Source organism: Devosia crocina, from assembly GCF_900116545.1.
In the GTDB taxonomy this organism is placed as follows: Bacteria; Pseudomonadota; Alphaproteobacteria; order Rhizobiales; family Devosiaceae; genus Devosia; species Devosia crocina.
Window position 1 is genome coordinate 801,905 of record NZ_FPCK01000001.1, and the last position, 24,463, is coordinate 826,367.

Genomic DNA, 24,463 nt, shown 5'->3' on the forward strand with positions numbered 1-24,463 from the left:
GATGTCACCCCGGCGAAGGCCGGGCCCATCCCGAGATCTCAAGATGGGCCCCGGGCTTCGCCGGGGTCACAATCGAGAGTGTGAGGGCAATAGAGTGCCCGCACTTCAAATGCAGGGCCCAGTATGTCCAAGACCATTCTGGAGATGCGCAGCATCACCAAGACATTTCCCGGCGTGAAGGCGCTCTCCGACGTCAATCTGGACGTCGTCGAGGGCGAAATCCATGCCATTTGCGGCGAGAACGGCGCCGGCAAATCGACCCTGATGAAGGTGCTGAGCGGGGTTTATCCGCACGGTTCCTATGAGGGCCAGATCGTCTACAAGGGCGAGGAGCAGCATTTCCGCTCCATTCGCGACAGCGAACACAAGGGCATCGTCATTATTCATCAGGAGCTGGCGCTGGTGCCGCTTCTGTCGATCGCGGAAAACATCTTTCTTGGCAACGAACAGGCCAAGGGCGGGGTGATCGATTGGGACGAAACCCGCGATGGTGCCCGCAAACTGCTCTCCATGGTGGGGCTGAGCGAAGATCCCGACACGCTCGTGACCAATATCGGTGTGGGCAAGCAGCAGCTGGTGGAAATCGCCAAGGCGCTGTCCAAGCAGGTGCAACTGCTGATCCTTGACGAGCCGACCGCCTCGCTTTCTGAAAAAGACAGCCAGGCGCTGCTCGACCTGCTGCTCGAATTCAAAAAGCAGGGCATCACCTCGATCATCATCAGCCACAAGCTCAACGAGATCTCGCGCATTGCCGACCGCGTGACCGTGATCCGGGACGGGCGCACCATTGAAACGATGGACACCGACCAGATCACCGAAGACCGGATCATCACCTCGATGGTGGGCCGCTCGCTCGATGACCGCTATCCCACGCGCGAGCCGAAAATCGGCGACGTGATCATCGAGGTGAAGAACTGGTCGGTCTATCACCCGCAGCATCGCGAGCGGCAGGTGACCAAGGACGTCAACATCACCTTGCGCAAGGGCGAGGTCGTCGGTATTGCGGGCCTGATGGGTTCGGGTCGCACCGAATTTGCCATGAGCCTTTTCGGCCGCTCCTATGGCCAGAAGATTACCGGCGAAGTGATCAAGGACGGCCAGCGCATCGATGTTTCAACCGTCGAGCGGGCGATCCGCAACGGCATCGCCTATGGCACCGAAGACCGCAAGACCTTCGGGCTCAATCTGATCGACCACATCAAGCACAATGTCACCATCGCCAACCTGCCAGGCATTTCCCGCTGGGGCGTGATCGACGATTTGACCGAGCTCGATGTCGCAAACGACTATCGAAAGAAGACCAATATCCGCTCTTCGAGCGTCTACCAGACCGTGGGCAACCTTTCGGGCGGCAACCAGCAAAAGGTCGTTCTGTCCAAGTGGCTCTATGCCAATCCGGACGTGTTGATCCTCGACGAGCCGACCCGCGGGATCGATGTGGGCGCGAAATATGAAATCTACACCATCATCAACCAGCTCGCCGCCCAGGGTAAGGCGATCCTGGTGATCTCTTCGGAAATGCCGGAACTGCTCGGCATCACCGACCGACTTTACGTAATGAACGAAGGCCGCATCGTGGGCGAGATGCCCACCAGCGAGGCGAGCCAGGAAAAGATCATGCGCGCTATCGTGCGCGCAGAAGGAAAGGCATCATGACCGTTCAAACCGCACCCGGCGGCACCGCAGCCGCCAAGGCGAAACCCAGCGAACTGAGCTTTCTGGGAGCTCTTCAGGCCAATATGCGCGATTATGGCCTGCTGCTCGCACTGATCCTGATCATGCTGTTTTTCCAGTATTTCACCAATGGCGTGCTCTTCAAGCCGGTGAACCTGACCAATATCATCCTGCAGAACAGCTATATCATCGTGATGGCGCTGGGCATGCTGCTGGTGATCGTGGCCGGCCATATCGACCTTTCGGTCGGTTCGGTTTCGGGCTTTATCGGCGCTCTTGCCGCCATGCTCATGGTGGGGTGGCGGTTTCCGCCCGAACTCGCTTTCCTTGCCCATCCGCTTGTGGCAGGCGCAATCTGCCTTGCGGCAGGGGCGGCGATCGGCGCGGCGCAGGGCTATATCATTGCTTATCACCGCGTCCCCGCCTTTATCGTGACGCTGGCCGGAATGCTGATCTTCAAGGGCCTGTCGCTTGCTGTCCTGGCCGGCAAGTCGGTCGGGCCGTTCCCGGCCGAATTCCAGCTGCTTTCTGCCGGTTTCATCCCTGATTTCGTCGGCCCAATCACCATGCCGTGGCTGGCCGAGAACGGGCAGAACGTGGTGTTGCACTCGACAACCATGGTGATCGCCATTCTCGCTGTCGTCGGCATGGTGTTTTCCGCCATTCGCGGCCGCGCCCGCCGCAAGTTGCGCGGCTACGATGTCGAGCCGTTCAGCCTGTTTGTGGTCAAGAACGTCGTCATTGCGGCGCTCGTGATGTTCTTTGCCTATATGCTGGCTTCCTATCGCGGCCTGCCCAATGTGCTCGTAGTCATGGGCATCCTGATCGCCGGCTTCGTGTTCCTGACCAAGAAGATGACGTTTGGCCGGCGTATCTATGCGCTCGGCGGCAACCTCAAGGCAGCTTCGCTTTCGGGCATCAAGACCGAACGGACGACGTTCTACATCTTCGCCATCATGGGTGCGCTGGCAGCGCTTGCCGGCATGATCTATGCGGCGCGCCTCAATTCGGCGACGCCGAAAGCCGGACAGGGGCTTGAGCTCGACGTGATCGCGGCCGTGTTCATCGGCGGCGCCTCGGCGCTCGGTGGCGTGGGGCAGGTGGCCGGAGCCGTGATCGGCGCGTTCATCATGGGCGTGATGAACAATGGCATGTCGATCATGGGCGTCAACATCGACTGGCAGCAGATGATCAAGGGCGTGGTGCTGCTGGCCGCCGTGTTCTTCGATCTTTACAACAAGAACCGCTCGGCCTGATGGTTTTGCACTGACGGAAAAGGGGCCGCTGGGGAAACCTGGCGGCCTTTTTGCTTTGATTTTTCCCTCAGAGGCCTTCCGACGTCGGAGATGGATTGCCCGGACAAGCCGGGCAATGACGGTGGTGGGATGGGGTGTTCGTTTGAAAGCGCTCCACCGGCCCTCGAAGCAAGCAGCGATTTCCTATTTGGTCGCTTTGCCGCGGGCGCAGGCTTCGATGTTGTTGCCGTCGGGGTCGAGGACGAAGGCGCCGTAATAGGCGCCGGCGCCCTGGCGGGGGCCGGGGGGCCCGTTGTCGGTGCCGCCGTTTTCAAGAGCGGCCCGGTGGAAGGCGTCGACCATGGCCTTGTCCCTCGCCTGCAAGGCGACGTGCATCTGGTTGAGGCCAGCCCGTGACCCTTCGACCCAGTATGAGGGGCGGGTGGTGCCGATCCAGAGATAGGGGATGGGTTCGACCGCGCTTTTGCCGAACAGAAAGGCCTCGGGGCCATTGTCAGCGGTTTGGAGCCCCAGGGCAGCGGCGATGGCATCGTAGAAGCGGCGCGCCCGGGCGAGGTCGGAAACGACGACACCGGTGTGGTCGATCATGAGTAACCTCCGCGTCTGCTGGAAAACGCGGAGGGGGATGGGTCGTTCCGCTATTCGGCAGGCTCGGGCCGGGCGTTGGCGTCGTCGAGCTCGCGCTCGAGGCGGGCCTCTTCTTCGGCCTTGGGTTTGCTGAAGCGGGCGAGCAGCAGATAGGCAACGGGCGTGAGATAAAGCGTGGCGATGGCGGCGAAGCCGAGGCCGCCGACCATGACCCAGCCGAGTGCGGAGCGGGCCTCGGCGCCAGCACCAGAGGCGAGCACCAGCGGCACGCCGCCCAAGATGGTGGCGAGCATGGTCATCATCACCGGACGCAAGCGGATGTTGGAGGCCTCCTCGATGGCCTCGGCAACGGAATAGCCGCGGTCGCGCAACTGATTGGCGAATTCGACGATCAGAATGCCGTTCTTGGCCATGATGCCGACGACGAGGACAAGCCCGATCTGGGAGAAGATGTTGAGGCTGCCGCCGGTGACGAGGATGGCCCAAAGCCCGGCGGCGACACCGAAGGGCACGGTGGCCATGACGATGATGGCGCTCCAGAAGCTCTCGAACTGGGCGGCGAGGACGAGGAGGATGATGACGAGCGCGAAGCCGAAGGTGGCAAAGAGCGCGTTGTTTGCTTCGCCGATGGTCTTGGCCTCGGCGAGCGGGACGATGCTGGTGCCCTGGGGCAGAATGGGCGCGGCAATCTCGAGGACCTGGTTATAGGCGTCGCCAAGTGCAAGGCCCCCTTCGAGCGTGGCGGTAACCGCAACGGCGCGGCGCTGCTGCTCGCGGCGAAGCGAGGGTGGAACCGGTGCTTCCTCGATGGAAGCGATGGTGGACATGGGCACGTAGCGGCCATCCCCAGCGCGGATGAAAAGGGTTTCGAGATCGCGCGGATCGTTGACCGGATGGGCGGTCGAAACCATGCGGATGGAATAGCTGGTATCGTTGATGAAGATGCTGCCGACATCGGCGCCGTCGATCATGGCCTGCATGGTGGTGGCAAGGCCGTTGATGTCGATGCCCAGCGCATCGGCGCGGGCGCGATCGACCGTGAGGGTCAGTTGCGGCTGGGTGGTGTCGAAATCGACGGTGACGCGGCCAAAGCGGCCATCGGCTTCGAGGGAATCGGCAATGGTTTCGGCGGTGTCGGCGAGGACGGCATAGTCTGAACCGGCAATGGCGAATTGCAGCCCCGAGCCGCCACCACGAATGCCGAGGCTGTTGCCCTGGCTGACAAAGGCGCGGACGCCGGGCACCTGGGTCATCAAGGCGTTGATCTCGGCCGCGATAACCTGCTGGCTGCGCTCGCGCTCGCCCCAGGGCGCCAGCGACATGGCGATCATGCCGCCATTGCCCCAGCCGGACAGAACGAACATGGAGCGCACTTCACCGCTTTCAACATAGGGCTGAAGCATGGTTTCGACCTGGCTGAGGCGGGTGCGGACGAAATCGAGGCTGACCGTGTTGGGAGCGCTGATGCGCAGGTTGATGGCGGAGCGATCCTCGGGCGGGGTGATCTCCTGGCGCAGGCTGCCATAAACGTAATAGGCAGAGCCGGCAAAGAGGGCGGCGATCAGGATGACGACCACGGAATTCCTGAGCGCGACGCGTAGCGTTGCCCGGTAGAAGCCGCCGACCGCGCGTCCGAAGGCGCTAAAGATGCCGCCGGTATGTTCCTTGTGTCCGGCCTTGAGAAGGCGGGAGGCGATCATCGGACCCATGCTGAGCGCCACGACCGAAGAGAGGAGAACCGCGATGGCGAGGGTAAAGCCAAATTCGCGGAAAAGGCGCCCCGTATGGCCCGAGAGGAACGAGAGGGGCACGAAGACGGCTGCGAGCGTCAGGGTGGTGGCGATGACGGCAAAGAAAACTTCCTGCGTGCCGAGCACGGCAGCGGCGCGTGGCCCGGCGCCCAGATGCTTGCGGCGCATGATGTTTTCAAGAACCACGATGGCGTCGTCGACCACGAGCCCCGTGGCGAGCACCAGAGCCAGAAGCGTGATGATATTGAGCGAGAAGCCGGCGATATACATGCCCGCCACTGCGCCGAGAAGGGCGATGGGCATGGCGATCGCGGGCACGAGCACTGCACGAAGATCGAGCAGGAACAGGTAGATGATGGCGACCACAACGACGAGCGCAACAAGAAGCGCCAGCTGCACCTCGTGCAGCGCACCTTCGATGAAAACGGCTTCATCGCTCGAGATCTTAATGTCGACGCCTTCGGGCAATGTCTGATTCAGACTGTCGACCGCATCCTGGATGGCGTGAGAGATCGAGACGCTATTGGACTGGGCCTGACGCACGATGCCGATGCCGATGCCGGGCTTGCCATCGGAGCGTATGGCGGAGGTGCTGGCGGCAGCGTCGAACACGACATTGGCGACATCGCCGAGCCGGGTGCGGCCATTGATGATGATGTCTTCGAAATCGGCGGGGTCGGTAATCTCGGACATGGCTCTGACCGAGATGTTCTGATTGGGGCCGTTGATCGAGCCGGCCGGAGAATCGAAGGCGACGGTGGAGAGCGCGGTGCGGATATCGGCAACGGTCAAGCCGCGGCTTGCCAGCTTGACCGGATCGATATCGACCTCGAATGAGGAGGTGCGCGTGCCATAGATCTGGACCTCGGCAACGCCTTCGGCCGCTGCAAGACGCTCGCTGATGGTGCCATCGACAAGATCGCTGACCTCGGCGATCGAGAGCGTGTCGGAGGTGACGGCGAGCTGCATGATTGGCTGGGCATCGCTGTCGGCTTTGAAAATGGTCGGCGTTTCCGCGTCATCGGGCAATTGCCGGTCAATGCGGCTTAGAGCGTCGCGCACATCGGAGGTGGCGATGTCGAGATTGGTGCTTTCGGAAAATTCGAGGGTGACGCGGCTGCGCCCGACCGAGGAACTGGAGGAAATGCCGGTGACACCCTGAACGCGAGCCACTGCGCTTTCAACGGCAGCGGTGACTTCGCGGTCAACCGTTTCGGCGGCGGCGCCAGGGAAGCTGGTGGAGACGGAAAGCACCGGGCTTTCGACACGCGGCAGCTCGCGAACCTCGATGCCGAGGAGGGCGGCAAGGCCTGCCACCATGATCAAGGCATTGACCACCACAGCCATGACAGGGCGTTTGACGAAGAGAGTGGCGAGGGCGCCGCCACGTTCGTTCTTGCTGGCTATGGACATGGGCGGTGCCCCTCAGTGGTGTTGGCGTAACGGGGAAGACCCCCACCTAGACTCCCCCTTGAGCAGGGGGAGGGACCGAACTGTTCTTGCCTCGGCAATAGCGCGCTGATCGCGGATCTTTCATACGCATCGGGATAGGGGAGAACTGGACGAGCGAGGGTCATGCCCGGACCTGTCATGGGTTTTTCGCAACGGTTTCAGTTGGCGTTCCGCCATCGGGGCCCTCAAGCAGGGTGACGGCGGCGCCTTCGCTCAGTTGCAGGATGCCTTCGGTGATGATGGCGTCGCCGGGTGCAAGGTCGGCGCGAACGAGAACGCCGTCGCTGTTGCGCTGGACGATCTGGGCCATGACGCGTGTGGCCTTGCCGTCGAGATACTTCCAGACATAGGACCCTTCTGCCGACCAGAGAATGGCGAGGGGATTGACGGCGGGATATTCTTCGCCAGGGAAATCAACCGAGACAGTGAAGCTCATGCCAGCGCGGAGGAGGCGGTCGGGATTAGGAATTTCGGCCTGGACTTGGAGCGTGCGGCTGGCGGGATCTATGCGCGTGTCGATGGCCGAAATGTCGCCGCTAAAGGTGCGCCCGGGAAGAGCGACGGCATCGACCGAGACCGGCATGCCCGGCACGAGCTGGCCGGCATAGCGCTCGGGAACCCAGAAATCGATCAGGATGGAGGATGTGTCATCGATCGAGGTGACGGTGGTTTGGGCCGCAACATAGTTGCCGGGGGTGACGCGGATCAGGCCGATCGTGCCATCGATCGGGCTCGTGATGGTGCGACGGGTGAGGGCGACCTCGGCATTGCGAAGTTCGAGCTCGGCATTGGCGGCGGCAAGTTCGGCGGCGGTAAGGGCAGTTCCGGCCACGACATTGGTGCTCGCCAGCCCCTGGGTGCGGGCGAGAGCGGCGCGCGCATCTTCAACAGCGAGAACGGCACGGTCATAGGCAATCTGCTCGCTTTCACCATCGAAGCGGGCAATGACGGCGCCGCGATCAACGACGTCGCCGGGACGCACCAGCACCTCGGCAAGTTCGCCGCCGGAGGTCGCCGCTACAGTGACCGAACGCACCGGCGTGCCTTCACCGATGGCGGAGAGTGCGTCGTTGATGCGGGCGGTGGTGACGCCCGTCGTGATCACATTGGTGGTGCGGGCGCCGGGACCGCCGGGACGCGGGCCGCCCGGCTGATTGCCTCTGACTTGCTCGCTGCCCGCGGCTTGAGTCTCAGCCTGAGGGCCAAAGGGAAGAACGATGCCGGCATCGGTCAGAACCTGCGGTGCGCCGGGCGCAAAATATAGCCAGGCAAAGCCTGCGGCCAGGAGCACGACGAAGGAGGCGATGATCTGCCGGATCAATGGTCAATCCCGATATCTTCATTTGAAATCGGAGGGAACCTAACAGCTTCGGCTCCGGCTTCACGTTACATTCCCGTAAGATGGCGCGAAAGTGAGTGTGGAAGGGGCCTCAGCTTTCCACTTCGGCGTCGGGACGGGCGCCCCATTCAGCCCAGGAGCCGTCATATACCGCGACATCGCGGGCGCCGGCCTGCTTGAGCGCAAGAGCCAGGGTCGAGGCGGTGACGCCCGAGCCACAGGAGGTGACGATGGGCCGATCGAGGTCCACTCCGCGCTCGGCGAACAAGGCCTTGAGCGTTTCGGCAGACTTGAGTTGGCCGTTTTCGGTGAGCAGGCTCACCGGCACGTTGCGCGAATTGGGGATATGGCCGGAGCGGAGGCCCTTTCGGGGCTCTGGCGCTTCGGCATGAAAACGCGGCGCGGGGCGGGCATCTAGGATCTGGCTTGTTTCGTCCTTGCTGCGGGCGCTGACGGCGTTGAAATCGACGATTGTTTCGGGCCGGTATGTCGCCTCGAAACGGGCGCGGGGACGGCTCACGAGACCAGCTTCGAGCGGGCGGCGTTCGCTGCGCCATTTGGGACCGCCGCCCTCAAGGATCCGGACGTCCTCGGCTCCGAAGGTCTTAAACGTCCACCAGACGCGCGGGGCGCTGAAAAGACCCAGTTCGTCATAGATGACGATGGTCTGACTTTCGCTGATGCCGAGCGCGCCGACCATGCGGGCGAAATCGGTCGTGCTGGGCAGCATGTGCGGCAGATCGGAGCTGGTGTCGGCCACCCCGTCGATGTCGAAGAATACCGCGCCGGGAATGTGGCCCGCCAGATATTCGGCCTGGGCGTTGCGGGCGGCATTGGGCATGTGCCAGCTGGCATCGACCACAACCAGATCGGGGTCGCCGAGACGGGCAGCAAGCCAATCGGTGGGAACGAATGGACTTTCCATGGTGCGACTCCCTTTGGTGCGGTGCGGGGAGAATGAGCCGCGGGGCGGCAGGGGTCAAAGGGTAAAATTGTGACGGAGCGGCGGCTCTGGTCAGGCGCCGAGCGCCAGCACGTCCTTGCGGGCGAGGTGCAGCGTGACGGTGTCGCCGCGCTGGGGCGGGGGGGCGTGGCCGTTGAACGTGTCGATGCTGATCGGGGCGCCTTCGACATCGACCCGGAGGCGGAGCACGGAGCCCAAAAAGCCCACATCTGCAACGGTGCCGGTCAGGGTCATGTCGGTTTCCGGGCGCGGAGCGAGCGAAACGAGTTCAGGGCGAATGGCGCGGTCAGGGCCGAAGGTTGCTGCAGGCAGGGTGTTGAGCTGACCCACGAAGGTCGCGACAAAGCGGGTTTGCGGACGATTGTAGATCTCGTGGGCCGAGCCCATCTGCTCGATATGGCCCGCATTCATGACGACGATGCGATCGGAAATGGACATGGCCTCTTCCTGATCGTGCGTGACGAAGACGGTGGTGATGCCCAGATCCTGCTGGATGGCCCGGATTTCCCCGCGCAGGGAAACGCGGATCTTGGCATCAAGCGCGGAAAGGGGTTCGTCGAGCAGAAGAAGGCGCGGCTTGGGTGCGATGGCGCGAGCCAGGGCGACGCGTTGCTGCTGGCCGCCGGACATTTCGTAAGGGTAGCGCTTTTCGAAGCCGGGAAGGCCGATGAGCCGCAGCATTTCCTCGACGCGGGCGCGGCGCTCTTCGCGTCCCATGCCGGCGACCTTAAGGCCGAAGCCGATATTGTCGCCCACCGTGAGATTGGGGAAAAGGGCATAGGCCTGGAAAACCATGCCGAGCTTGCGCTGATTGGGGCGCAAGTGGGTGATGTCCTCCCCGGCGACGCGGATGGTGCCGGTTGTAGGCGTTTCGAAGCCGGCAATCATGCGCAGGATGGTGGTCTTGCCGCAGCCGGAGGGACCCAGAAGCGAGATGAACTCGCCCTTGCCGAAGCCGAAGCTGACGCCCTTGACGACCTGATTGGTGCCGAAGGACTTGGTCAGGGCATCGACGCGGAGGAATTGGTCTTCGGTCATGGTCAATCTGTGCGGGCGGAGGTACGGGGGGCGAAGCGGCCGAGCACATTGATCATGCCCATGGCGCCCCAGGTGATGATGAAGGAAATGATGGCGAGTGCCGAAGGCTCGTAGGCCCGGTTGGCCCCGACATTTTGCAGGTAGGGGCCGAAGGCCGGCCGGTTGAGCAGGCTGGCAATGGTGAATTCGCCGATGACGATGGCGAAGGTGAGAAAGGCGCCCGACAGCACGGCGACGAGGATATTGGGCAGGATGATGCGCGCGATGATCGTTGCGGTCGAAGCGCCCATGATCTGGGCCGCCTCGGTAAGGGTCTTGATATCGATGGTGCGCATGCCGGTGTCGACGGCGCGATACATATAGGGCAGGGCCAGGGTCACATAGCCGAAGACAAGAAGGATATCGGTGCCCAGGGCCGAGCCGGTGAAGGGCAGCAGCGAGGAGGAATTGTAGAGCCGGATATAGCCATAAACGAGCACGATGGCCGGGATGATGAGCGGCAGCAGCGTGACGAATTCCATCAGCGGTCGCAGATGCGGCAGGCGCAGGCGGACGAAATAGACGGCCGGCACGACAATCAGCACGCCCACGAGAATGGCGAAGAGACCCACAAGGGTGGAATAGCCGAAGGTCGCCTGAAAGGCGGGGTCGGAGAATACCGAGGCATAGCTGTCGAAGCTATAATGGCCGCGCCGCATCTTGAGCGAGAACTCGAAGGTGGCGACGAGCGGGACGATGAAATAGGCGGCCCCCAGGCCGAAGATCACCCAGGCCCAGAACTTGGACTGTTTCATCGCATCCACCTTTCGGCGCGGGCGGAAATGACGAGATAGACGATGTTGGCAAAGGCGGTGATGGCGATCATGCCCAAGGCGAGGGCGGCGCCGAGGCCGGGATTTTGCAGGGCATCGCCGCGGATCTGGGCATAGAGCAGGATCGGAACGATGTTGAGCGAGGAGCCGGTCAGCGCATAGGCCGTGGCGATGGCACCGAAGGCATTGGCAAAGAGCAGGCTCAGCGTGCCGAGGAAACTGGGCCAGATGATCGGCAGGCCGACATAGCGCCAGAACTGCCAGGTGGAGGCGCCAAGCGTCTGGGCGGCTTCGCTCCACTCTTTCTTGAGCCCGTCGACCGCAGGGGCGATCAGCAGCACCATGAGCGGGATCTGGAAATAGAGGTAGGTCAGCGTCAGGCCCCAGAAGGAGAGGATATTGAAGCCGGCGCGATAAATATCGATGTCGAAGAGGGTCTTGAGGATGATGGTGACGAGGCCGAGACGCCCAAGGGTCGAGATGAAGGCAAAGGCGAGCGGCACGCCTGCAAAATTGGACGCGACGCCAGAAAAGGTCATGACGGCGGAGCGCAGCGGGGCAGGCAGACGGCCGCGGATGATGGCAAGGGCGATGGCGAGGCCGATCAGTGCGCCCAGAATGGCTGAAGCCCCGGAGATCCGGATCGAGATCCAGTAGGCGGCCAGGATCTGGCCGGTGAAGAGGCCGCCGATATTTTCGAGCGTCAATTGCCCGTCGCGGCCGATAAAGGCGGTGCCGATGAGATAGAGCGTGGGCAGGATCAGAAACATCACCGCGAAGATGACGAAAGGCGCGACGCCGAGCCATTCGAGCGACAGGCGCCGGCTGGGTTTTAGGGCGGTGGCTAGTGCGTTGGTCATCGTCGCGTCAGAATCCCGATCGCTCAACAATCGTCACCACCAAGCTTGTGCCGGTGGTCCAGTGCGCGCCGCATGGATTGCCCGCAAAGCCGGGCACGGTCGGCGGGATAGATGAAGTAACCTCCGCCACACAGGGCGGCGGAGGTTGGTGCCGATACCTACTGAACGTTGGCGCCGACGGTGGAATCCCATCCGGCGGTGATGACTTCCTTGGCGGCGTTCTGCTGTTCGATGGTGGGGAACACGGCGTTGGCATAGGCTTCGGCGGGCGGAAGCGCGTCGAGCATGTCCTGCGGGATCAGACCGGCTTCTGACATGGCGTTGAAGCGGATCGGATGGCAATAACCCTTGAGCCAGCCGAGCTGCCCTTCGTCGGAATAGAGATATTCCATCCACAGCTTGGCCGCGTTCGGGTGGGGCGCATAGGCCGAGATGGCCTGAACGTAAACGCCGGCGACGACGCCGCTATTGGGGACGACGATCTCGGCTTCAGGATTGCCCTCGAAGCTGTCGCGCCAGGCGAGCAGATTGTAGTCCCAGGCAACAAGAATGGGGGTGGTGCCCTGGGCGACGGAAGCGGCCTTGCCGATCACCGGAACGAAATTGCCGGCATCGTTGACGGCCTTGAAGAAGTCGAGACCGGCCTGGGCTGCGCCTTCGTCGGTGCCGGTCTGGGCAAGGCCTGCGGCATAAACGGACTGGATGGCCTGGGCGGAGGCGCGCGGGTCACCGGCAAGAGCGACGCCATTGGCGTATTCGCTGTCGGTCAGATCCGACCAGTCGGCCGGCATGGTGGAGACGAGATCCTTGTTCACAAGGAAGGCTATCACGCCATAGTAGTCGCCATACCAATAGCCTTCGGCATCCTTGGCATCGTCGGGAATTTCGTCCCAAGTAGAGACTTTATAGGGCTGAAGCAGGCCTTCTTCCTTGGCCTGGGGACCGAAAGCCAGGCCGATATCGAGAACGTCAGGAGCCTGGGGGCCGGTATTGCCCTGATTGGCGCGGACGGCTTCGAGCTCGTCGGCCGAGCCGGCATCAGGGTTGAGTTCATTGACCGTGATACCCGGATACTTGGCCTTGAAGCCGGCGATCACTTCGCCATAGCCGCACCAATTATGGGGCAGGGCAATGGTGGTGAGCTGGCCTTCAGCCTTGGCGGCTTCGTAAAGCGCGTCGAGGTCGGCCTGAGCAAAAGAGGGCGCGGTGAGGCTGAGCACGGTGAGAAGCGAAACAGAGGCGGTGAGCGCAGACTTGAACGTCATTGTGGTCTCCCTGAATGAGCAGTCGCGGGCTGCCCAATGGGAAGCCGCCGCGAACCGGGCGAGGGAGTAGAGCGGTGAGATGACAGTGCAATGACGGTTGCGTGATGCGGCCAAGTCGCCCGGATGAGGGCACTTTACCGCGGTCTCACAGCCTGTCGCACCCTGTTGCCCAACCCTCTGCGTCCTCCCAGCCGCAGGTGGAGATTGCCCAATTGTGACAGTCTCGTCCAGATGGTCAAACTCTGGTTTTTGCTGTTTCAGAAAAGCGGGGCCGGGCCCGAACTTTCGCGCAGCACAAGCTCGACGGGCCATAGCTCATGCACATCGGCGGCCGGCTTGCCGCCCAGCACCTGCATCAATAATTCGGCCATGCGGGAGCCCGCCTGGCGAATAGAGGAGCGGGTGGTGGACATAGTGGGGTACATGTTGTCGGCGTTGAGATAGGGGAAGACGTCGTCGTGCGCGATCATGGAGACATCGACGCCCAGAGTCATGCCAGCCTGGCGAATGGCGCGGAAAACGCCGAGTGCGGTCATCATCGAGCCGGCAAGGAATGCGGTGGGCCGGGGCCGCAGTTCGAGCATGGATTGGGCCAGCCGGAAGGCGACTTCGTCGGTGAAGACGGAATTGCCGATAAGAGCGGGATCAAAAGGTACGCCGCGGGCAGAAAGCGCAGCCATATAGCCAAGCTCGCGATGCTCGGCAAAGGTGCGGCCCTTGGCGCCATTAAGCAGGGCGATGCGGCGGTGACCGAGATCGAGCAGGTGGCTCGTAGCGCGCTCGACGGCACCGGTATTGTCGATATCGAGCCAGGCAAAGGGCCGGGCACTGTTGGTGCGGCCATGCAGCACGAAAGGGATGCGCAGGTCCATCAGCAATTCGGCCCGCTCGTCATGAAGCGAGGGGGAATGGAGGATCATGGCGTCAACGCGGCGGCTGGCGGCCAGACGACGATAGGCGGCCAGTTCCTCCTGCTGGCTGGCGACGGTCGTCACCACGATGTCGATATCCTGCGTCGCCATGCGACCCCCCAGGCCCGACAGAAATTCGGACATGTGCGGACCAAGCTCGTCAGCACCCCGAAGGACGAGACCAACGGCGCCTGCACGGCCGGTCGCCAGGCGCAGGGCGCTGGCATTGGGGCGATAGCCGAGTTCATCCGCCGCCTGTGCTACGCGCAGGCGCGTTGCTTCCTTGACTTCAGGATAGCCGTTCAGCGCGCGGCTGACGGTGGTTTGTGACAAGCCGAGATGCTCGGCGAGTTCTTTCAGTTTCATGCCGACTCGTGGCCCGGATGGCTGCAACACCCCTTCTATGGAGGGAATGGGGCCTATACCGGCCGCCGTCTCGTTTCGCCAACAGGGCAGGTGCGGACCATCGACCAGTGGCTTGCACCAACTCCTCCAAAGCTTATTGAAAGCGATTTCAATTTTCGATGCAAGAGGGCTTCAAAGCACGGCAAAGTTTGAGGTGCGTACATCAGGGTTAGCTGAGCATTCTGCTGCTTCGACGTACGAGCTCATGATTTAACCTCCTGAAACTGCCCAACTAAATTTTGGTTCCGGCAAAAATGGTGAAAATCGGGCAATAGCGCTGCTTGACAGTTTTTCGCCGCTCTGTTTCCTTTTCTGCCAAAGCGCTTTGAAATTCGGCGGCATGGATCGCCAATGCAGCGTTTTGAGGGAGGCCTTGCGGGCTGGGCGCTTTGTCGCTCCGGTGCGTCTTCATGCCTTCCTGATCATGGGTTCCATCGGGAGGATTTCCAATGACACTGAACAAGATGCTCGTCGCGATGATGGCGAGCGTAACCCTGGTCGCCGGCGCTGCTCAGGCAGCCGAGCTGTCGATCGTTTCGGGCGATACTGGTACGGGCCTGCAGTTCCTGCAGTCCGAGCTCGATATCTTCCAGGAAGAGACCGGACACGTCGTCACCATCGTGCCGATGCCGTCGTCCACCAGTGACCAGTTCGGCCAGTATCGCTTGTGGCTGGCGGCCGGGAATGCCGATATCGACGTCTACCAGACCGACGTGATCTGGGCGCCGCAGCTGGCCGACCAATTCGTCGATCTCAAGGAAGCCTTCGCCGAAGTGGCGGACCAGCACTTCCCATCGGTGATCGAGTCCCAGACCGTGGGCGACAAGCTCGTGGCCGTGCCGGCCTTCACCGATGCGCCGGCGCTCTACTACCGCAAGGACCTGCTGGAAAAGCACGGCAAGGAAGTTCCCACAACCTGGACCGAGCTGCGCCAGACCGCGCAGGAAATCATGGAAGCCGAGCGCGCCGAGGGCAATACCGAGATCTGGGGCTATGTGTTCCAGGGCAATGCCTATGAAGGCCTGACCTGCAACGCCCTGGAATGGGTCAATTCCTTTGGCGGCGGCCAGATCATCGAAGCCGATGGCACGATCTCGATCAACAATGAGCAGGCCGTTGCTGCGCTGGAAGAAGCTGCCAGCTGGGTCGGCACGATCGCTCCGCAGGGTGTGCTGGCCTATGGCGAAGAAGAAGCGCGCGGCGTGTGGCAGCTCGGCAATGCCGTGTTCATGCGCAACTGGCCCTATGCCTATGCGCTGAGCAATGGCGACGATGCTGCCGTCAAGGGCAATTTCGACGTTGCTCCGCTGCCGGCCGGTGAAGGCGAAGGCGCCAAGTCTTCGGCAACGCTCGGCGGCTGGAACTTTGCCGTGTCGCAATATTCGCAGAACCAGGAAGCGGCCATCGAACTCGCGCTCTTCCTCAGCTCAGCTGAATCGCAGAAGCGCCGCGCCATCGAGCAGGCCAACCTGCCTACCGTGCAGTCGCTCTACCAGGACGAAGAAGTGCTCGCCGCTTCCCCGTTCATGGCCGCGTGGGAAGAGATTTTCCAGAATGCGGTGCCGCGTCCTTCTGCCCCGACGCAGGAGAACTACAACGAGGTTTCCTCGCTGTTCTGGAGCGCCGTGCATAACACGCTTTCGGGCAATGGCTCGGCTGCAGAAAACCTGGAAGTGCTCGAGATCGATCTCGACGACCTGCTGCAGTAAGCACCACATCGCGATGCGGGCCCCAAGGGCCCGCATCTTTTGCTTTGAAGGGGGGTAGCGCATGACAAGCGAAGCGATCGGTGCGCCAACAGCCGCAGCGCAGCCGCGGCAAAAATCGGAACTGATGCAGCAGCGCGTGCGCGCGGCGCGATTGTTTCTCCTGCCGATGATGATCGCGCTGGCGGTGGTGGCCGGGTGGCCGCTGGCCCGTTCGATCTATTTCTCCTTCACCGATGCCACGCTCAACGACCTTTACGGCGCCGAGTGGATCGGCTTCGGCAATTACCTGCAGATCCGCGTGCTCGAAAGCGGGCGCACGATCTATCGCGGCGTGCTGGCGGATCCGGCCTGGTGGAACGCGGTGTGGAACACGGTGCGGTTTGCCTTTTGGTCGGTGCTCTGGGAAACGATCCTGGGCATGATCGTGGCACTGGTGCTGAACGCGGAATTCAAGGGCCGCGGCATCGTGCGCGCTGCCATTCTCATTCCCTGGGCCATTCCCACCATCGTTTCGGCCCGCATGTGGAGCTGGATGCTGAACGACCAGTTCGGCATTCTCAACGATCTCGGCATGCGCCTTGGGCTGCTCAACGCGCCCGTGGCCTGGACGGCTTCGCCCGACACCGCGATGCTCGCCGTGCTGGTGGTCGATATCTGGAAAACGACGCCGTTCATGGCGCTGCTGATCCTGGCGGGGCTGCAGATGATCCCCAAGGATATCTATGAAGCGGCCGAGATCGACGGGGTGCATCCGGTCAAGCAATTCTTCCGTATCACGCTGCCGCTGGTGCGGCCGGCGCTGATGGTGGCGATCATCTTCCGCGTGCTCGATGCCCTGCGCATCTTCGACCTGATCTATGTGCTGACGCCCAATTCGGCCGCGACCAAGACGATGTCGGTGATCAGCCAGGAGAATCTCTTCCAGTTCAACAATTTCGCCGAAGGGTCGGCGCAGTCGACGCTGCTGTTCCTTTTGATCGCGATCTTCACCATCCTCTATATCTGGCTGGGCAAGGTCAATTTCGATGGGGGAGACCGCTGATGACCGGCAGCTTCGATCTTTGGAAACTCACCAAGGGCGTGCTGTTTTACGCCCTCGTCATTGCCATCGTCGTCATCGCGGTGTTTCCGTTCTACTATGCGATCCTGACGAGCTTCAAAGCGGGGACCGATCTCTTCCGCATCAACTATTGGCCGACCTCGTTCAGCCTTGCCAATTACCAGTCGGTTTTCTCGCAGGGCGCCTTCCCGCGCAATCTGCTCAATTCGGTGTTCGTGGCCAGTGTCACTGTGGCGCTGGCGCTGTTTCTGGCGGTGACCGCCTCGTTTGCCCTGAGCCGCGTGCGGTTCCGGGGCAGGGGACTGTTGCTGATGACGATCCTCGCCGTATCGATGTTTCCGCAGATCGCGGTGCTGGCAGGGCTCTTCGAGGTCATCCGGTTCCTCGGCATCTACAACACGCCCTGGGCGCTGATCTTTGCCTATACGATCTTCACGCTGCCCTTTACCGTCTGGGTGCTGACGACCTTCATGCGCGACCTGCCGGTCGAGATCGAGGAGGCCGCGATCGTTGACGGCGCGACCCCATGGGTGATCATCACTCAGGTGTTCATGCCGCTGATGTGGCCGGCGCTGGTGACGACGGGGCTGCTCGCCTTTATCGCGGCGTGGAACGAGTTCCTGTTTGCGCTGACCTTCACCGTTTCCAACCAAACCCGCACCGTGCCGGTGGCCATCGCGCTGCTTTCGGGCGGATCGCAATATGAAATCCCCTGGGGCATCATCATGGCTGCCTCGGTCATCGTCACCGTGCCGCTCGTGGCACTGGTTCTCATCTTCCAACGCAAGATCGTCAGCGGGCTGACCGCCGGCGGGGTCAAGGGCTAGACCGATGCGTAATCATCCGAAGATGGCCTGCAAAACACAATCCGCTGCGTTTCCGGTCCTTGTGGGCTCAGGTCCGGTTCTCGCGAGTGGCAATTCCCGTCTCATCCTGACTGTCCCGGCGGTCTGAAGGAGTTTTCAAATGGCAGCAATCGAACTTCGCAACGTCAAGAAATCCTTCGGCGTCGTCAATGTGATCAAAGGCGTCGATCTCGAGGTCAAGAAGGGTGAGTTCATGGTGTTTGTCGGGCCTTCGGGCTGCGGCAAATCCACCCTTTTGCGCCTGATCTCGGGTCTCGAAGACATCACCTCGGGCGAGATGCTGTTCGACGGCAAGGTGGTCAATGCGCTGACCCCATCCAAACGCGGCATTGCCATGGTGTTCCAGTCCTATGCGCTTTATCCGCATATGACGGTCTATGAAAACATGGCATTCGGGCTCAAGCTCGAAAAGGGCCACTCCAAGGAGGCGATCCGCCAGCGCGTCGAAAAGGCGGCGGACATGCTCCAGATCCGGCAATATCTCGACCGTCTGCCCAAGCAGCTTTCGGGCGGGCAGCGCCAGCGCGTCGCCATCGGCCGCGCGATCACAAGGGATCCCAAGGTTTTCCTGTTTGACGAACCCCTGTCGAACCTGGACGCCGCCCTGCGCGTTGCGACCCGTATCGAGATCGCCAAGCTGCACGAGGAGATGAACGACGTCACCATGATCTATGTGACGCATGACCAGGTCGAGGCCATGACGCTGGCCGACCGGATCTGCGTTCTGCGCGATGGGCTGGTCGAACAGGTCGGCACGCCCATGGAACTCTACGAGCGGCCGGACAGCATTTTCGTTGCCGGCTTCATCGGCAGCCCGAAGATGAACTTCGTTGCCGGCGAGAAGGCAAGCGCCTTCAGCTGTTCGACGGTGGGCATACGCGGCGAGCACATGGACATCAAGCCCGACGGCATCTGGGAGGGCAAGGTGATTCACACCGAAAACCTCGGTGCCGACTCCTATGTCTATCTCGACATGGGGCAGGAAGAGCCGGTGGTGGTGCGTCACGATGGCACGACCAATTATCAAAGCGGTTCTCTGGTGCGGGTTTCGCCGCAGGAAGACCGCATTCATCGGTTCAACGAGGCGGGCAAACCGATCCGCTGACAAAATCGGGTGGCGGCCAAAGCATCGTCACCTTTGGGATTCACAGTTTCATTCCCGCGGGGCGGGGATCTTCCCTCGAGCAAAGGGTCGGTCCACCGCTTGCGCGGGAATGACACGGATAAAACCGGATGACGAGCGCCTCCCCGCATCGCCATCAAGCTAGGAGACTATTCATGGCTATCCGTACCCTCGTCTGGGGCGAGAACGTCCACGAGCAGAAGAACAAGGTCGTTGCGGACAACTATCCCAATGGCATGCACAACCAGATTGCCAAGCTCTTGAGCCAAGACAGCAATCTCGAAATCAAGACGACGACGCTGCAGGAGCCCGAGCATGGGCTGACCGATGCGGTGCTGGCCGAGACGGACGTGCTTCTCTGGTGGGGCCATGCCGCCCACGACAAGGTGGACGACGCCGTGGTCAAGCGCGTCATGGAACATGTCTGGCAGGGCATGGGCCTGATCGTGCTCCATTCGGGACACCATTCCAAGGTCTTCAAGGGTCTGATGGGCGCGCCGGCGAACCTGCATTGGCGTGAAGCGGGCGAACGTGAGCGCCTTTGGGTCGTTAACCCGGGGCATCCAATCGCCAAGGGCCTGCCAGCCTATTTCGAACTCGAATACGAAGAAATGTATGGCGAGCCCTTCACCGTGCCCGAACCACTCGAAACGGTGTTCGTTTCCTGGTTCCAGGGCGGCGAAGTGTTCCGCTCGGGGCTGACCTATCGGCGCGGCGCCGGCAATATCTTCTACTTCCGTCCCGGCCACGAAACCTACCCCACCTATCACGACGAGAACGTGGGCAAGGTGCTGCGCAATGCCGTGAACTGGGCCTATGACGGCACGCGTCATGCGCATCTGATGAAGGCCCCGAACACCCCCGTCAGCGAAGCGATCGAAAAGATCGAGGAGCGGGGCGCCAAGTTGAGCGCTGCCGATCACGCAGGCGAAGTGAAGAAGTAAGATACTCTCCCGCACCGCCCCTTGGTTCTTGCTCGGTGCGAGGCCAAGGGGCGTGGTGCCAGCGACGTGGCACGACCCCATCCTTCGACAGGCTCAGGACGAGGTCTACTGCAGGAGCGAGCCTCAGTTCGAATGGTCCGCAGGGACAGTTCAAGGAATAAAATATGCGTATCCTCATACTGGGTACCGGCGGCATGGCCAATACGCATGCCAAGAATTTCGCCGAGATCGAAGGCGTGGAGCTGGTCGGGGGCGTCGATGTCGATCCGGCGCGCGTCGAGGCGTTCAACAGCACGCATGGGATTCAACGAGGCTTCGGCTCGCTCGATGCCGCCCTTGCCTGGGGCGAGTTCGATGCGATCGCAAATGTGACGCCCGACAGCATCCACCATCCCACCACCATGGCGGCGCTGAATGCGGGCAAGCACGTGTTCTGCGAAAAGCCGCTGGCGACCGACCATACCAAGGCCATGGAGATGACCGAGACCGCCGAGCGGCTCGGCCTCGTCAACATGGTGAACCTGACTTATCGCAACGTGGCGCAGCTGCAGAAGGCGCGTGACATCGTGCAGTCGGGCCAGATCGGCAAGGTCAAGCATTTCGAAGCCAGCTATCTCCAGAGCTGGCTGGTGTCCAAGGCCTGGGGCGACTGGCGCACCGAAAGCCAGTGGCTGTGGCGCCTGAGCAAGAAGCACGGCTCCAATGGAGTGCTCGGCGATATCGGCGTGCATATCCTCGATTTTGCCGCCTATGGCGCGGGGAGCGATTTTTCGAAGGTGTTCTGCCGGCTGGAAACCTTCGATAAGGCGGAAGGCAACAAGATCGGCGAATATGACCTCGACGCCAATGACAGCTTCGCCATGACGGCGCAGCTGGAAAACGGCGCGCTGGGCGTGATCCACGCGACGCGCTGGGCGACCGGCCATTTCAACGAGCTGCGCCTGCGCGTTTACGGCGATCATGGATCGGTGGAAGTGCAGCACCGGCATGACTGGTCCAAGCTCTTCACCTGTCTTGGCGATGACATTGAAACCGGCGTGTGGACCGAGGTCGCAGTGGATCCAGTGCCGACAAATTACATGCGCTTCGTCGAAGCGGTGCGGACAGGGCGCAATCTGGAGCCGAGCTTCCGCCACGCGACCAATATCCAGAAGGTGCTCGACATTGCGACCGTGACCGATCGCGACAAGTACGAGCATAAAGTGTGATCCAAGGCCCGCTTCGGCGGGCCTTTTTCTTAGCCGAAGCGTTCGCGCGAGCGCTCGCGGGCTTTTGCCGCGACAGCGTCGCGGTCGCGCGGCGGGGCCTTGGTATCGAGCGTCGTCAGCAGCTTGCGCACGGCGCGTTCGATCTCCTCGACTGCGTCGTAGAAGGCGCTTTCATTGGCCTGGGACGGCTTGTTGAAGCCCGAAATCTTGCGGACGAATTGCAGGGCTGCATCGTGCATTTCGTTTTTGCTAGCAGGCGGCTCAAAATTGAACAGGGGCTTGATGTTCCGGCACATGAGCGTTTCTCCTCGGCCGATCGCGGCGATGTCGGACCCGCAAAGCCAGGGTCATGCAACCCCCGGGCGGGCCTCGGACTTATTGAGTCCGGTAAACCTTGGAGCGTCAAATGGGTATTTTGTGGGCCATCATCATCGGCTTTTTCGCCGGTCTTATCGCCAAATGGGTCACGCCGGGCGACAACAAGCCGTCGGGCTTCATCCTAACCACCATATTGGGCATCGTCGGCTCGGTGCTGGCGACCTGGCTGGGCCAGCAGATCGGCTGGTATGGGCCGGGCGACGGCGCCGGCTTCATCGCCTCGATCGTTGGAGCGGTGATCATCCTCTTGATCTGGGGTCAGCTCGCTCGGCGGCGGGCTTGAAAAAGGGCGCCCCGCGGGGCGCCCTCCTCGTTTTGCAGCCTTACTTGATGGTGATGCGGCCATCGAGATAGGGGGTATATTCACCGCCAAGCTTGGCGATGTAGTCGGCAACGACCTGCTCGAGCGGCGGGCCGAAATCATAGGGATTGTCGCCTTCGGCAAAGGTGCCGTAACCGTCGCCGCCGCCGCGGACGTAATTGTTGGTGACGATGGTATAGGTGGCTTCCTCGTCGATCGGCACCCATTCATCGCCCTCACCACGCACCATGACGTCGCTGACGCGCTGGCCGGCGGGGTTGGCAAGGGTATAGGCGTATTTGAGGCCGGCGACCTGAGCAAAGCGGCCTGCGCCGTTCTCGATATCGCTGACGCCGTTTTCAAGCGCCTCGATCACGTCGGCGCCTGAAATATCGACGGTGGCGAGTGTGTTGGAGAAGGGGAGGACGGTGAGGATTTCGCCCATGGTGATGTCGCCGGCGTCGATCGAGGCGCGGATGCCGCCGCCGTTCTGGAAGGCGATATCGGCGCCCTGATCGGCCACGCGATCAAGAATTGCGTCGGCAAGCAGGTTGCCCATGGTGCATTCCTCGACGCGGCAGACTTCGCGGCTGCCTTCGAGCGGTTCGGTGGTGGTGCCGATGACTTCGGCCATCAGATCCTGGAGCGGGGCTTCGAGCTCGGCCAGGCGCTCGGCATATTCGGCGTCGGGTTCGACGGATGCATCGATCAGGATCGGGGCGCCCTCGGCCGAGATCACATTGCCTTCGTCGTCCCAGGTGACAACCAGATCACCCAGATATTTGGCATAAGCACCGGCGGTGACAACCGGGACTTCCACGCCATCGGGATTGTTGACCAGCGTAGGGTAGGGCCCGGCAGCAGCTTCATCGGTGTTGGAGAGAAGCGTGTGCGAATGGCCGCCCACGATCACGTCGATCCCCGGCACGTTGGCTGCGATCTCGAGATCGACCGTGTAGCCGACATGGGTGAGGGCGATGATCTTGTTGACACCAGCGGCAGTCAAGGCATTGACCTGCGTGCGCAGGCTCGTGATCGTGTCTTCGAACTCTACGTTTTCACCGGGGGAGGAGGTTTCGTCGGTGTCTTCGGCCAAAGCGGAAACGAAACCGATTTTTTCGCCGCCGATCTCGAGCACATGGGTGCCCTCGAACTTGCCGGCGAGCAGGGGCTCGTTGGTGATATTGGTGTTGCCCGAGATGATGGGGAACTCGATGGCGTCGATGAACTTGGCAAGCTCTTCCGGGCCATCGTCGAATTCGTGATTGCCCACGGCCATCACGTCGATGCCGAGCTTGTTGGCGAACTCGGAAATGATCTCGCTGCGATACTGGGTGTAGAACAAGGAGCCCTGGAACTGGTCACCGGCATCGACGAGAACGACGTTCTGACCCTCGAGCTCGGCGCGCTTGCTTTCGATGGCGGTTGCAAGGCGCGCAATGCCGCCAAAACATTCCCCGGCTGCGTCGGTCTCCGGATCGCAATTGGAATCGGAACCGGTGATCGGGCCGAAACGGGAATGGAAATCGTTGATGTGAAGGATGTTGAGCGTGAACTCGGCCTGGGCGGCGGTCGAAAAACCGGCGCAGAGCGTGAGCGCGGTGGCGCCCAGCAAAAGTTTCTTCATCCCTGTTGTCCCTTCTGGCTTGCAGCAAAAGCCTGCCTCGAAGCCGGTTCTCCCGGAACCGCTATCGCTTCGCCGAGGCATTGCAAGGGAGTTAATCAGCTAATTGTGACAGTGGAAAGTGGCTCATTTGCTCGACTTTCTCTTCGGGAGAGCGACCTCGGGCCGAGGGGTAACGATCTTGCCTTTCGGGGTTTCAATACCGGATGAGTCAGGTATTCTCGCCGCCGTTTGATTTGCGGGGGATCCCAAATGCGCAGTGCTTTGATCGTTTATGGCGGATGGGAAGGCCATGATCCGGAAGAATGCGCGACGATCTATCGTCGCTGGCTGCACGAGGATGGCTTCTCGGTGCGAACCGCGACCGAGACCAGCGTCTTCGCGGATCCATCCATTCACGACCTGTCGCTGATCGTGCCGGTCTACACCATGAGCAAGATCGCCAAGGAAGAGGCAGAAAACCTGACCAAGGCGGTGCAGGGGGGCGTTGGCTTGGCCGGGCACCATGGCGGCATGAGCGATGCATTCCGCGAGGCGGTGGACTACCAGTTCATGGTGGGCGGCCAATGGGTGGCGCATCCGGGCAATATCATCGACTACACGGTCGAGGTGACGAAGGGCGAGGACCCGATCATGGCCGGTATTCCTGCCTCGTTCCCCTATACGTCCGAGCAGTATTACATGCATGTCGACCCTTCCAACGAGGTCCTTGCGACCACGACCTTCAGCGGGGAACATGCGGACTGGATCGAGGGCGTGGTGATGCCCGTCGTCTGGAAGCGGCGCCACGGGCAGGGCAAGGTGTTTCATATGACCCTCGGCCATCAGGCCAAGGAATTCGAGAACCCAAACATGGCCACCATCATGCGCCGCGGCATGAACTGGGCGGCGAGGGGCGAGTAAGCGCCGCTGTTGCGGCGTTCAAGAGGCTCTCA

At 61.7% G+C, this 24,463-nt stretch carries 22 protein-coding genes; 10 read left to right on the top strand and 12 right to left on the bottom strand.

All coding sequences use genetic code 11. From position 1 onward, the window contains the following. Nucleotides 1-123: 123 nt before the first annotated feature. Nucleotides 124-1,656 (top strand): multiple monosaccharide ABC transporter ATP-binding protein, encoded by a 1,533-nt coding sequence (gene mmsA, locus BM364_RS03670; protein ID WP_092421056.1) that lies wholly within the window; start codon nucleotides 124-126, stop codon nucleotides 1,654-1,656. After that, entirely contained in the window at nucleotides 1,653-2,930 is a 1,278-nt protein-coding gene (gene mmsB / locus BM364_RS03675; RefSeq protein WP_092421059.1) for a multiple monosaccharide ABC transporter permease, read from the top strand. Before mmsA ends, mmsB begins: the two co-directional genes overlap by 4 nt. Before the next feature lie 183 nt (nucleotides 2,931-3,113). Here the strand turns inward: mmsB and BM364_RS03680 are convergent, their stop codons facing one another. The 10 genes from BM364_RS03680 to BM364_RS03725 all read right to left on the bottom strand — a co-directional run bounded on the left by BM364_RS03680 (nucleotide 3,114) and on the right by BM364_RS03725 (nucleotide 14,778). After that, a complete protein-coding gene (locus tag BM364_RS03680; protein ID WP_092421062.1) occupies nucleotides 3,114-3,518 on the bottom strand; it encodes a VOC family protein in 405 nt (134 codons plus the stop codon). A gap of 50 nt (nucleotides 3,519-3,568) precedes the next feature. Continuing rightward, entirely contained in the window at nucleotides 3,569-6,682 is a 3,114-nt protein-coding gene (locus tag BM364_RS03685; RefSeq protein ID WP_092421065.1) for an efflux RND transporter permease subunit, read from the bottom strand. A gap of 175 nt (nucleotides 6,683-6,857) precedes the next feature. Further along, complete coding sequence (locus BM364_RS03690; protein WP_092421068.1) at nucleotides 6,858-8,042, bottom strand: efflux RND transporter periplasmic adaptor subunit; 1,185 nt, start codon at nucleotides 8,040-8,042, stop codon at nucleotides 6,858-6,860. Nucleotides 8,043-8,151: 109 nt separating this feature from the next. Beyond that, nucleotides 8,152-8,985: a 3-mercaptopyruvate sulfurtransferase gene (sseA, locus tag BM364_RS03695; RefSeq protein ID WP_092421071.1), complete on the bottom strand. Its 834-nt coding sequence runs from the start codon at nucleotides 8,983-8,985 to the stop codon at nucleotides 8,152-8,154. A 90-nt stretch (nucleotides 8,986-9,075) separates the two neighbouring features. Beyond that, on the bottom strand, nucleotides 9,076-10,062 hold the full coding sequence (locus BM364_RS03700; RefSeq protein WP_092421073.1) for an ABC transporter ATP-binding protein: 987 nt from the start codon (nucleotides 10,060-10,062) through the stop codon (nucleotides 9,076-9,078). A 2-nt stretch (nucleotides 10,063-10,064) separates the two neighbouring features. Continuing rightward, nucleotides 10,065-10,856 carry an ABC transporter permease gene (locus tag BM364_RS03705; RefSeq protein ID WP_092421076.1) on the bottom strand — a complete coding sequence of 264 codons (792 nt, stop codon included), beginning with the start codon at nucleotides 10,854-10,856 and terminating at the stop codon, nucleotides 10,065-10,067. Next, nucleotides 10,853-11,734 carry an ABC transporter permease gene (locus BM364_RS03710; protein WP_092421078.1) on the bottom strand — a complete coding sequence of 294 codons (882 nt, stop codon included), beginning with the start codon at nucleotides 11,732-11,734 and terminating at the stop codon, nucleotides 10,853-10,855. The genes BM364_RS03705 and BM364_RS03710 overlap by 4 nt, the downstream gene beginning before the upstream one ends. 158 nt (nucleotides 11,735-11,892) lie before the next feature. After that, nucleotides 11,893-12,999 carry an ABC transporter substrate-binding protein gene (locus BM364_RS03715; protein ID WP_092421081.1) on the bottom strand — a complete coding sequence of 369 codons (1,107 nt, stop codon included), beginning with the start codon at nucleotides 12,997-12,999 and terminating at the stop codon, nucleotides 11,893-11,895. Between the two features lie 257 nt (nucleotides 13,000-13,256). Beyond that, nucleotides 13,257-14,276 carry a substrate-binding domain-containing protein gene (locus tag BM364_RS03720; protein WP_092421084.1) on the bottom strand — a complete coding sequence of 340 codons (1,020 nt, stop codon included), beginning with the start codon at nucleotides 14,274-14,276 and terminating at the stop codon, nucleotides 13,257-13,259. A gap of 271 nt (nucleotides 14,277-14,547) precedes the next feature. Continuing rightward, nucleotides 14,548-14,778: a hypothetical protein gene (locus BM364_RS03725; protein ID WP_210186385.1), complete on the bottom strand. Its 231-nt coding sequence runs from the start codon at nucleotides 14,776-14,778 to the stop codon at nucleotides 14,548-14,550. Here BM364_RS03725 and BM364_RS03730 point away from each other — a divergent pair. The 6 genes from BM364_RS03730 to BM364_RS03755 all read left to right on the top strand — a co-directional run bounded on the left by BM364_RS03730 (nucleotide 14,765) and on the right by BM364_RS03755 (nucleotide 21,225). Next, complete coding sequence (locus BM364_RS03730; RefSeq protein WP_175528447.1) at nucleotides 14,765-16,024, top strand: ABC transporter substrate-binding protein; 1,260 nt, start codon at nucleotides 14,765-14,767, stop codon at nucleotides 16,022-16,024. The two genes, BM364_RS03725 and BM364_RS03730, sit on opposite strands and share 14 nt — an antisense overlap. 61 nt (nucleotides 16,025-16,085) lie before the next feature. Next, nucleotides 16,086-17,066 (top strand): carbohydrate ABC transporter permease, encoded by a 981-nt coding sequence (locus BM364_RS03735; protein ID WP_092421104.1) that lies wholly within the window; start codon nucleotides 16,086-16,088, stop codon nucleotides 17,064-17,066. After that, entirely contained in the window at nucleotides 17,066-17,911 is an 846-nt protein-coding gene (locus tag BM364_RS03740) for a carbohydrate ABC transporter permease (protein WP_092421106.1), read from the top strand. Before BM364_RS03735 ends, BM364_RS03740 begins: the two co-directional genes overlap by 1 nt. 139 nt (nucleotides 17,912-18,050) lie before the next feature. Then, nucleotides 18,051-19,055, top strand: coding sequence for an ABC transporter ATP-binding protein (locus BM364_RS03745; protein ID WP_092421108.1), 1,005 nt, complete (start codon nucleotides 18,051-18,053; stop codon nucleotides 19,053-19,055). A 173-nt stretch (nucleotides 19,056-19,228) separates the two neighbouring features. Further along, on the top strand, nucleotides 19,229-20,017 hold the full coding sequence (locus BM364_RS03750) for a ThuA domain-containing protein (protein WP_092421109.1): 789 nt from the start codon (nucleotides 19,229-19,231) through the stop codon (nucleotides 20,015-20,017). Between the two features lie 164 nt (nucleotides 20,018-20,181). Then, nucleotides 20,182-21,225, top strand: a complete 1,044-nt coding sequence (locus BM364_RS03755) for a Gfo/Idh/MocA family protein (protein WP_092421111.1) — start codon at nucleotides 20,182-20,184, stop codon at nucleotides 21,223-21,225. A 29-nt stretch (nucleotides 21,226-21,254) separates the two neighbouring features. On the opposite strand, the gene BM364_RS03760 is transcribed toward BM364_RS03755, so the two are convergent. Further along, a complete protein-coding gene (locus BM364_RS03760; protein ID WP_092421113.1) occupies nucleotides 21,255-21,521 on the bottom strand; it encodes a DUF2277 domain-containing protein in 267 nt (88 codons plus the stop codon). A gap of 110 nt (nucleotides 21,522-21,631) precedes the next feature. Between BM364_RS03760 and BM364_RS03765 the strand changes: the two genes are divergently transcribed. Further along, entirely contained in the window at nucleotides 21,632-21,886 is a 255-nt protein-coding gene (locus BM364_RS03765; RefSeq protein ID WP_092421115.1) for a GlsB/YeaQ/YmgE family stress response membrane protein, read from the top strand. A gap of 40 nt (nucleotides 21,887-21,926) precedes the next feature. On the opposite strand, the gene BM364_RS03770 is transcribed toward BM364_RS03765, so the two are convergent. Continuing rightward, a complete protein-coding gene (locus BM364_RS03770) occupies nucleotides 21,927-23,531 on the bottom strand; it encodes a bifunctional metallophosphatase/5'-nucleotidase (protein WP_092421117.1) in 1,605 nt (534 codons plus the stop codon). A 249-nt stretch (nucleotides 23,532-23,780) separates the two neighbouring features. Between BM364_RS03770 and BM364_RS03775 the strand changes: the two genes are divergently transcribed. Then, on the top strand, nucleotides 23,781-24,431 hold the full coding sequence (locus BM364_RS03775; protein ID WP_092421119.1) for a ThuA domain-containing protein: 651 nt from the start codon (nucleotides 23,781-23,783) through the stop codon (nucleotides 24,429-24,431). The last annotated feature ends 32 nt before the right edge of the window (nucleotides 24,432-24,463 follow it).

Excerpts from the sequence above, each read along its gene's own strand:
- mmsA (WP_092421056.1), top strand. The coding sequence starts at position 124 with ATGTCCAAGACCATTCTGGAGATGCGCAGCATCACCAAGACATTTCCC.
- mmsB (WP_092421059.1), top strand. The coding sequence starts at position 1,653 with ATGACCGTTCAAACCGCACCCGGCGGCACCGCAGCCGCCAAGGCGAAA.
- BM364_RS03680 (WP_092421062.1), bottom strand. The coding sequence starts at position 3,518 with ATGATCGACCACACCGGTGTCGTCGTTTCCGACCTCGCCCGGGCGCGC.
- BM364_RS03685 (WP_092421065.1), bottom strand. The coding sequence starts at position 6,682 with ATGTCCATAGCCAGCAAGAACGAACGTGGCGGCGCCCTCGCCACTCTC.
- sseA (WP_092421071.1), bottom strand. The coding sequence starts at position 8,985 with ATGGAAAGTCCATTCGTTCCCACCGATTGGCTTGCTGCCCGTCTCGGC.
- BM364_RS03700 (WP_092421073.1), bottom strand. The coding sequence starts at position 10,062 with ATGACCGAAGACCAATTCCTCCGCGTCGATGCCCTGACCAAGTCCTTC.
- BM364_RS03705 (WP_092421076.1), bottom strand. The coding sequence starts at position 10,856 with ATGAAACAGTCCAAGTTCTGGGCCTGGGTGATCTTCGGCCTGGGGGCC.
- BM364_RS03710 (WP_092421078.1), bottom strand. The coding sequence starts at position 11,734 with ATGACCAACGCACTAGCCACCGCCCTAAAACCCAGCCGGCGCCTGTCG.
- BM364_RS03715 (WP_092421081.1), bottom strand. The coding sequence starts at position 12,999 with ATGACGTTCAAGTCTGCGCTCACCGCCTCTGTTTCGCTTCTCACCGTG.
- BM364_RS03720 (WP_092421084.1), bottom strand. The coding sequence starts at position 14,276 with ATGAAACTGAAAGAACTCGCCGAGCATCTCGGCTTGTCACAAACCACC.
- BM364_RS03730 (WP_175528447.1), top strand. The coding sequence starts at position 14,765 with ATGACACTGAACAAGATGCTCGTCGCGATGATGGCGAGCGTAACCCTG.
- BM364_RS03735 (WP_092421104.1), top strand. The coding sequence starts at position 16,086 with ATGACAAGCGAAGCGATCGGTGCGCCAACAGCCGCAGCGCAGCCGCGG.
- BM364_RS03740 (WP_092421106.1), top strand. The coding sequence starts at position 17,066 with ATGACCGGCAGCTTCGATCTTTGGAAACTCACCAAGGGCGTGCTGTTT.
- BM364_RS03745 (WP_092421108.1), top strand. The coding sequence starts at position 18,051 with ATGGCAGCAATCGAACTTCGCAACGTCAAGAAATCCTTCGGCGTCGTC.
- BM364_RS03750 (WP_092421109.1), top strand. The coding sequence starts at position 19,229 with ATGGCTATCCGTACCCTCGTCTGGGGCGAGAACGTCCACGAGCAGAAG.
- BM364_RS03755 (WP_092421111.1), top strand. The coding sequence starts at position 20,182 with ATGCGTATCCTCATACTGGGTACCGGCGGCATGGCCAATACGCATGCC.
- BM364_RS03760 (WP_092421113.1), bottom strand. The coding sequence starts at position 21,521 with ATGTGCCGGAACATCAAGCCCCTGTTCAATTTTGAGCCGCCTGCTAGC.
- BM364_RS03765 (WP_092421115.1), top strand. The coding sequence starts at position 21,632 with ATGGGTATTTTGTGGGCCATCATCATCGGCTTTTTCGCCGGTCTTATC.
- BM364_RS03770 (WP_092421117.1), bottom strand. The coding sequence starts at position 23,531 with ATGAAGAAACTTTTGCTGGGCGCCACCGCGCTCACGCTCTGCGCCGGT.
- BM364_RS03775 (WP_092421119.1), top strand. The coding sequence starts at position 23,781 with ATGCGCAGTGCTTTGATCGTTTATGGCGGATGGGAAGGCCATGATCCG.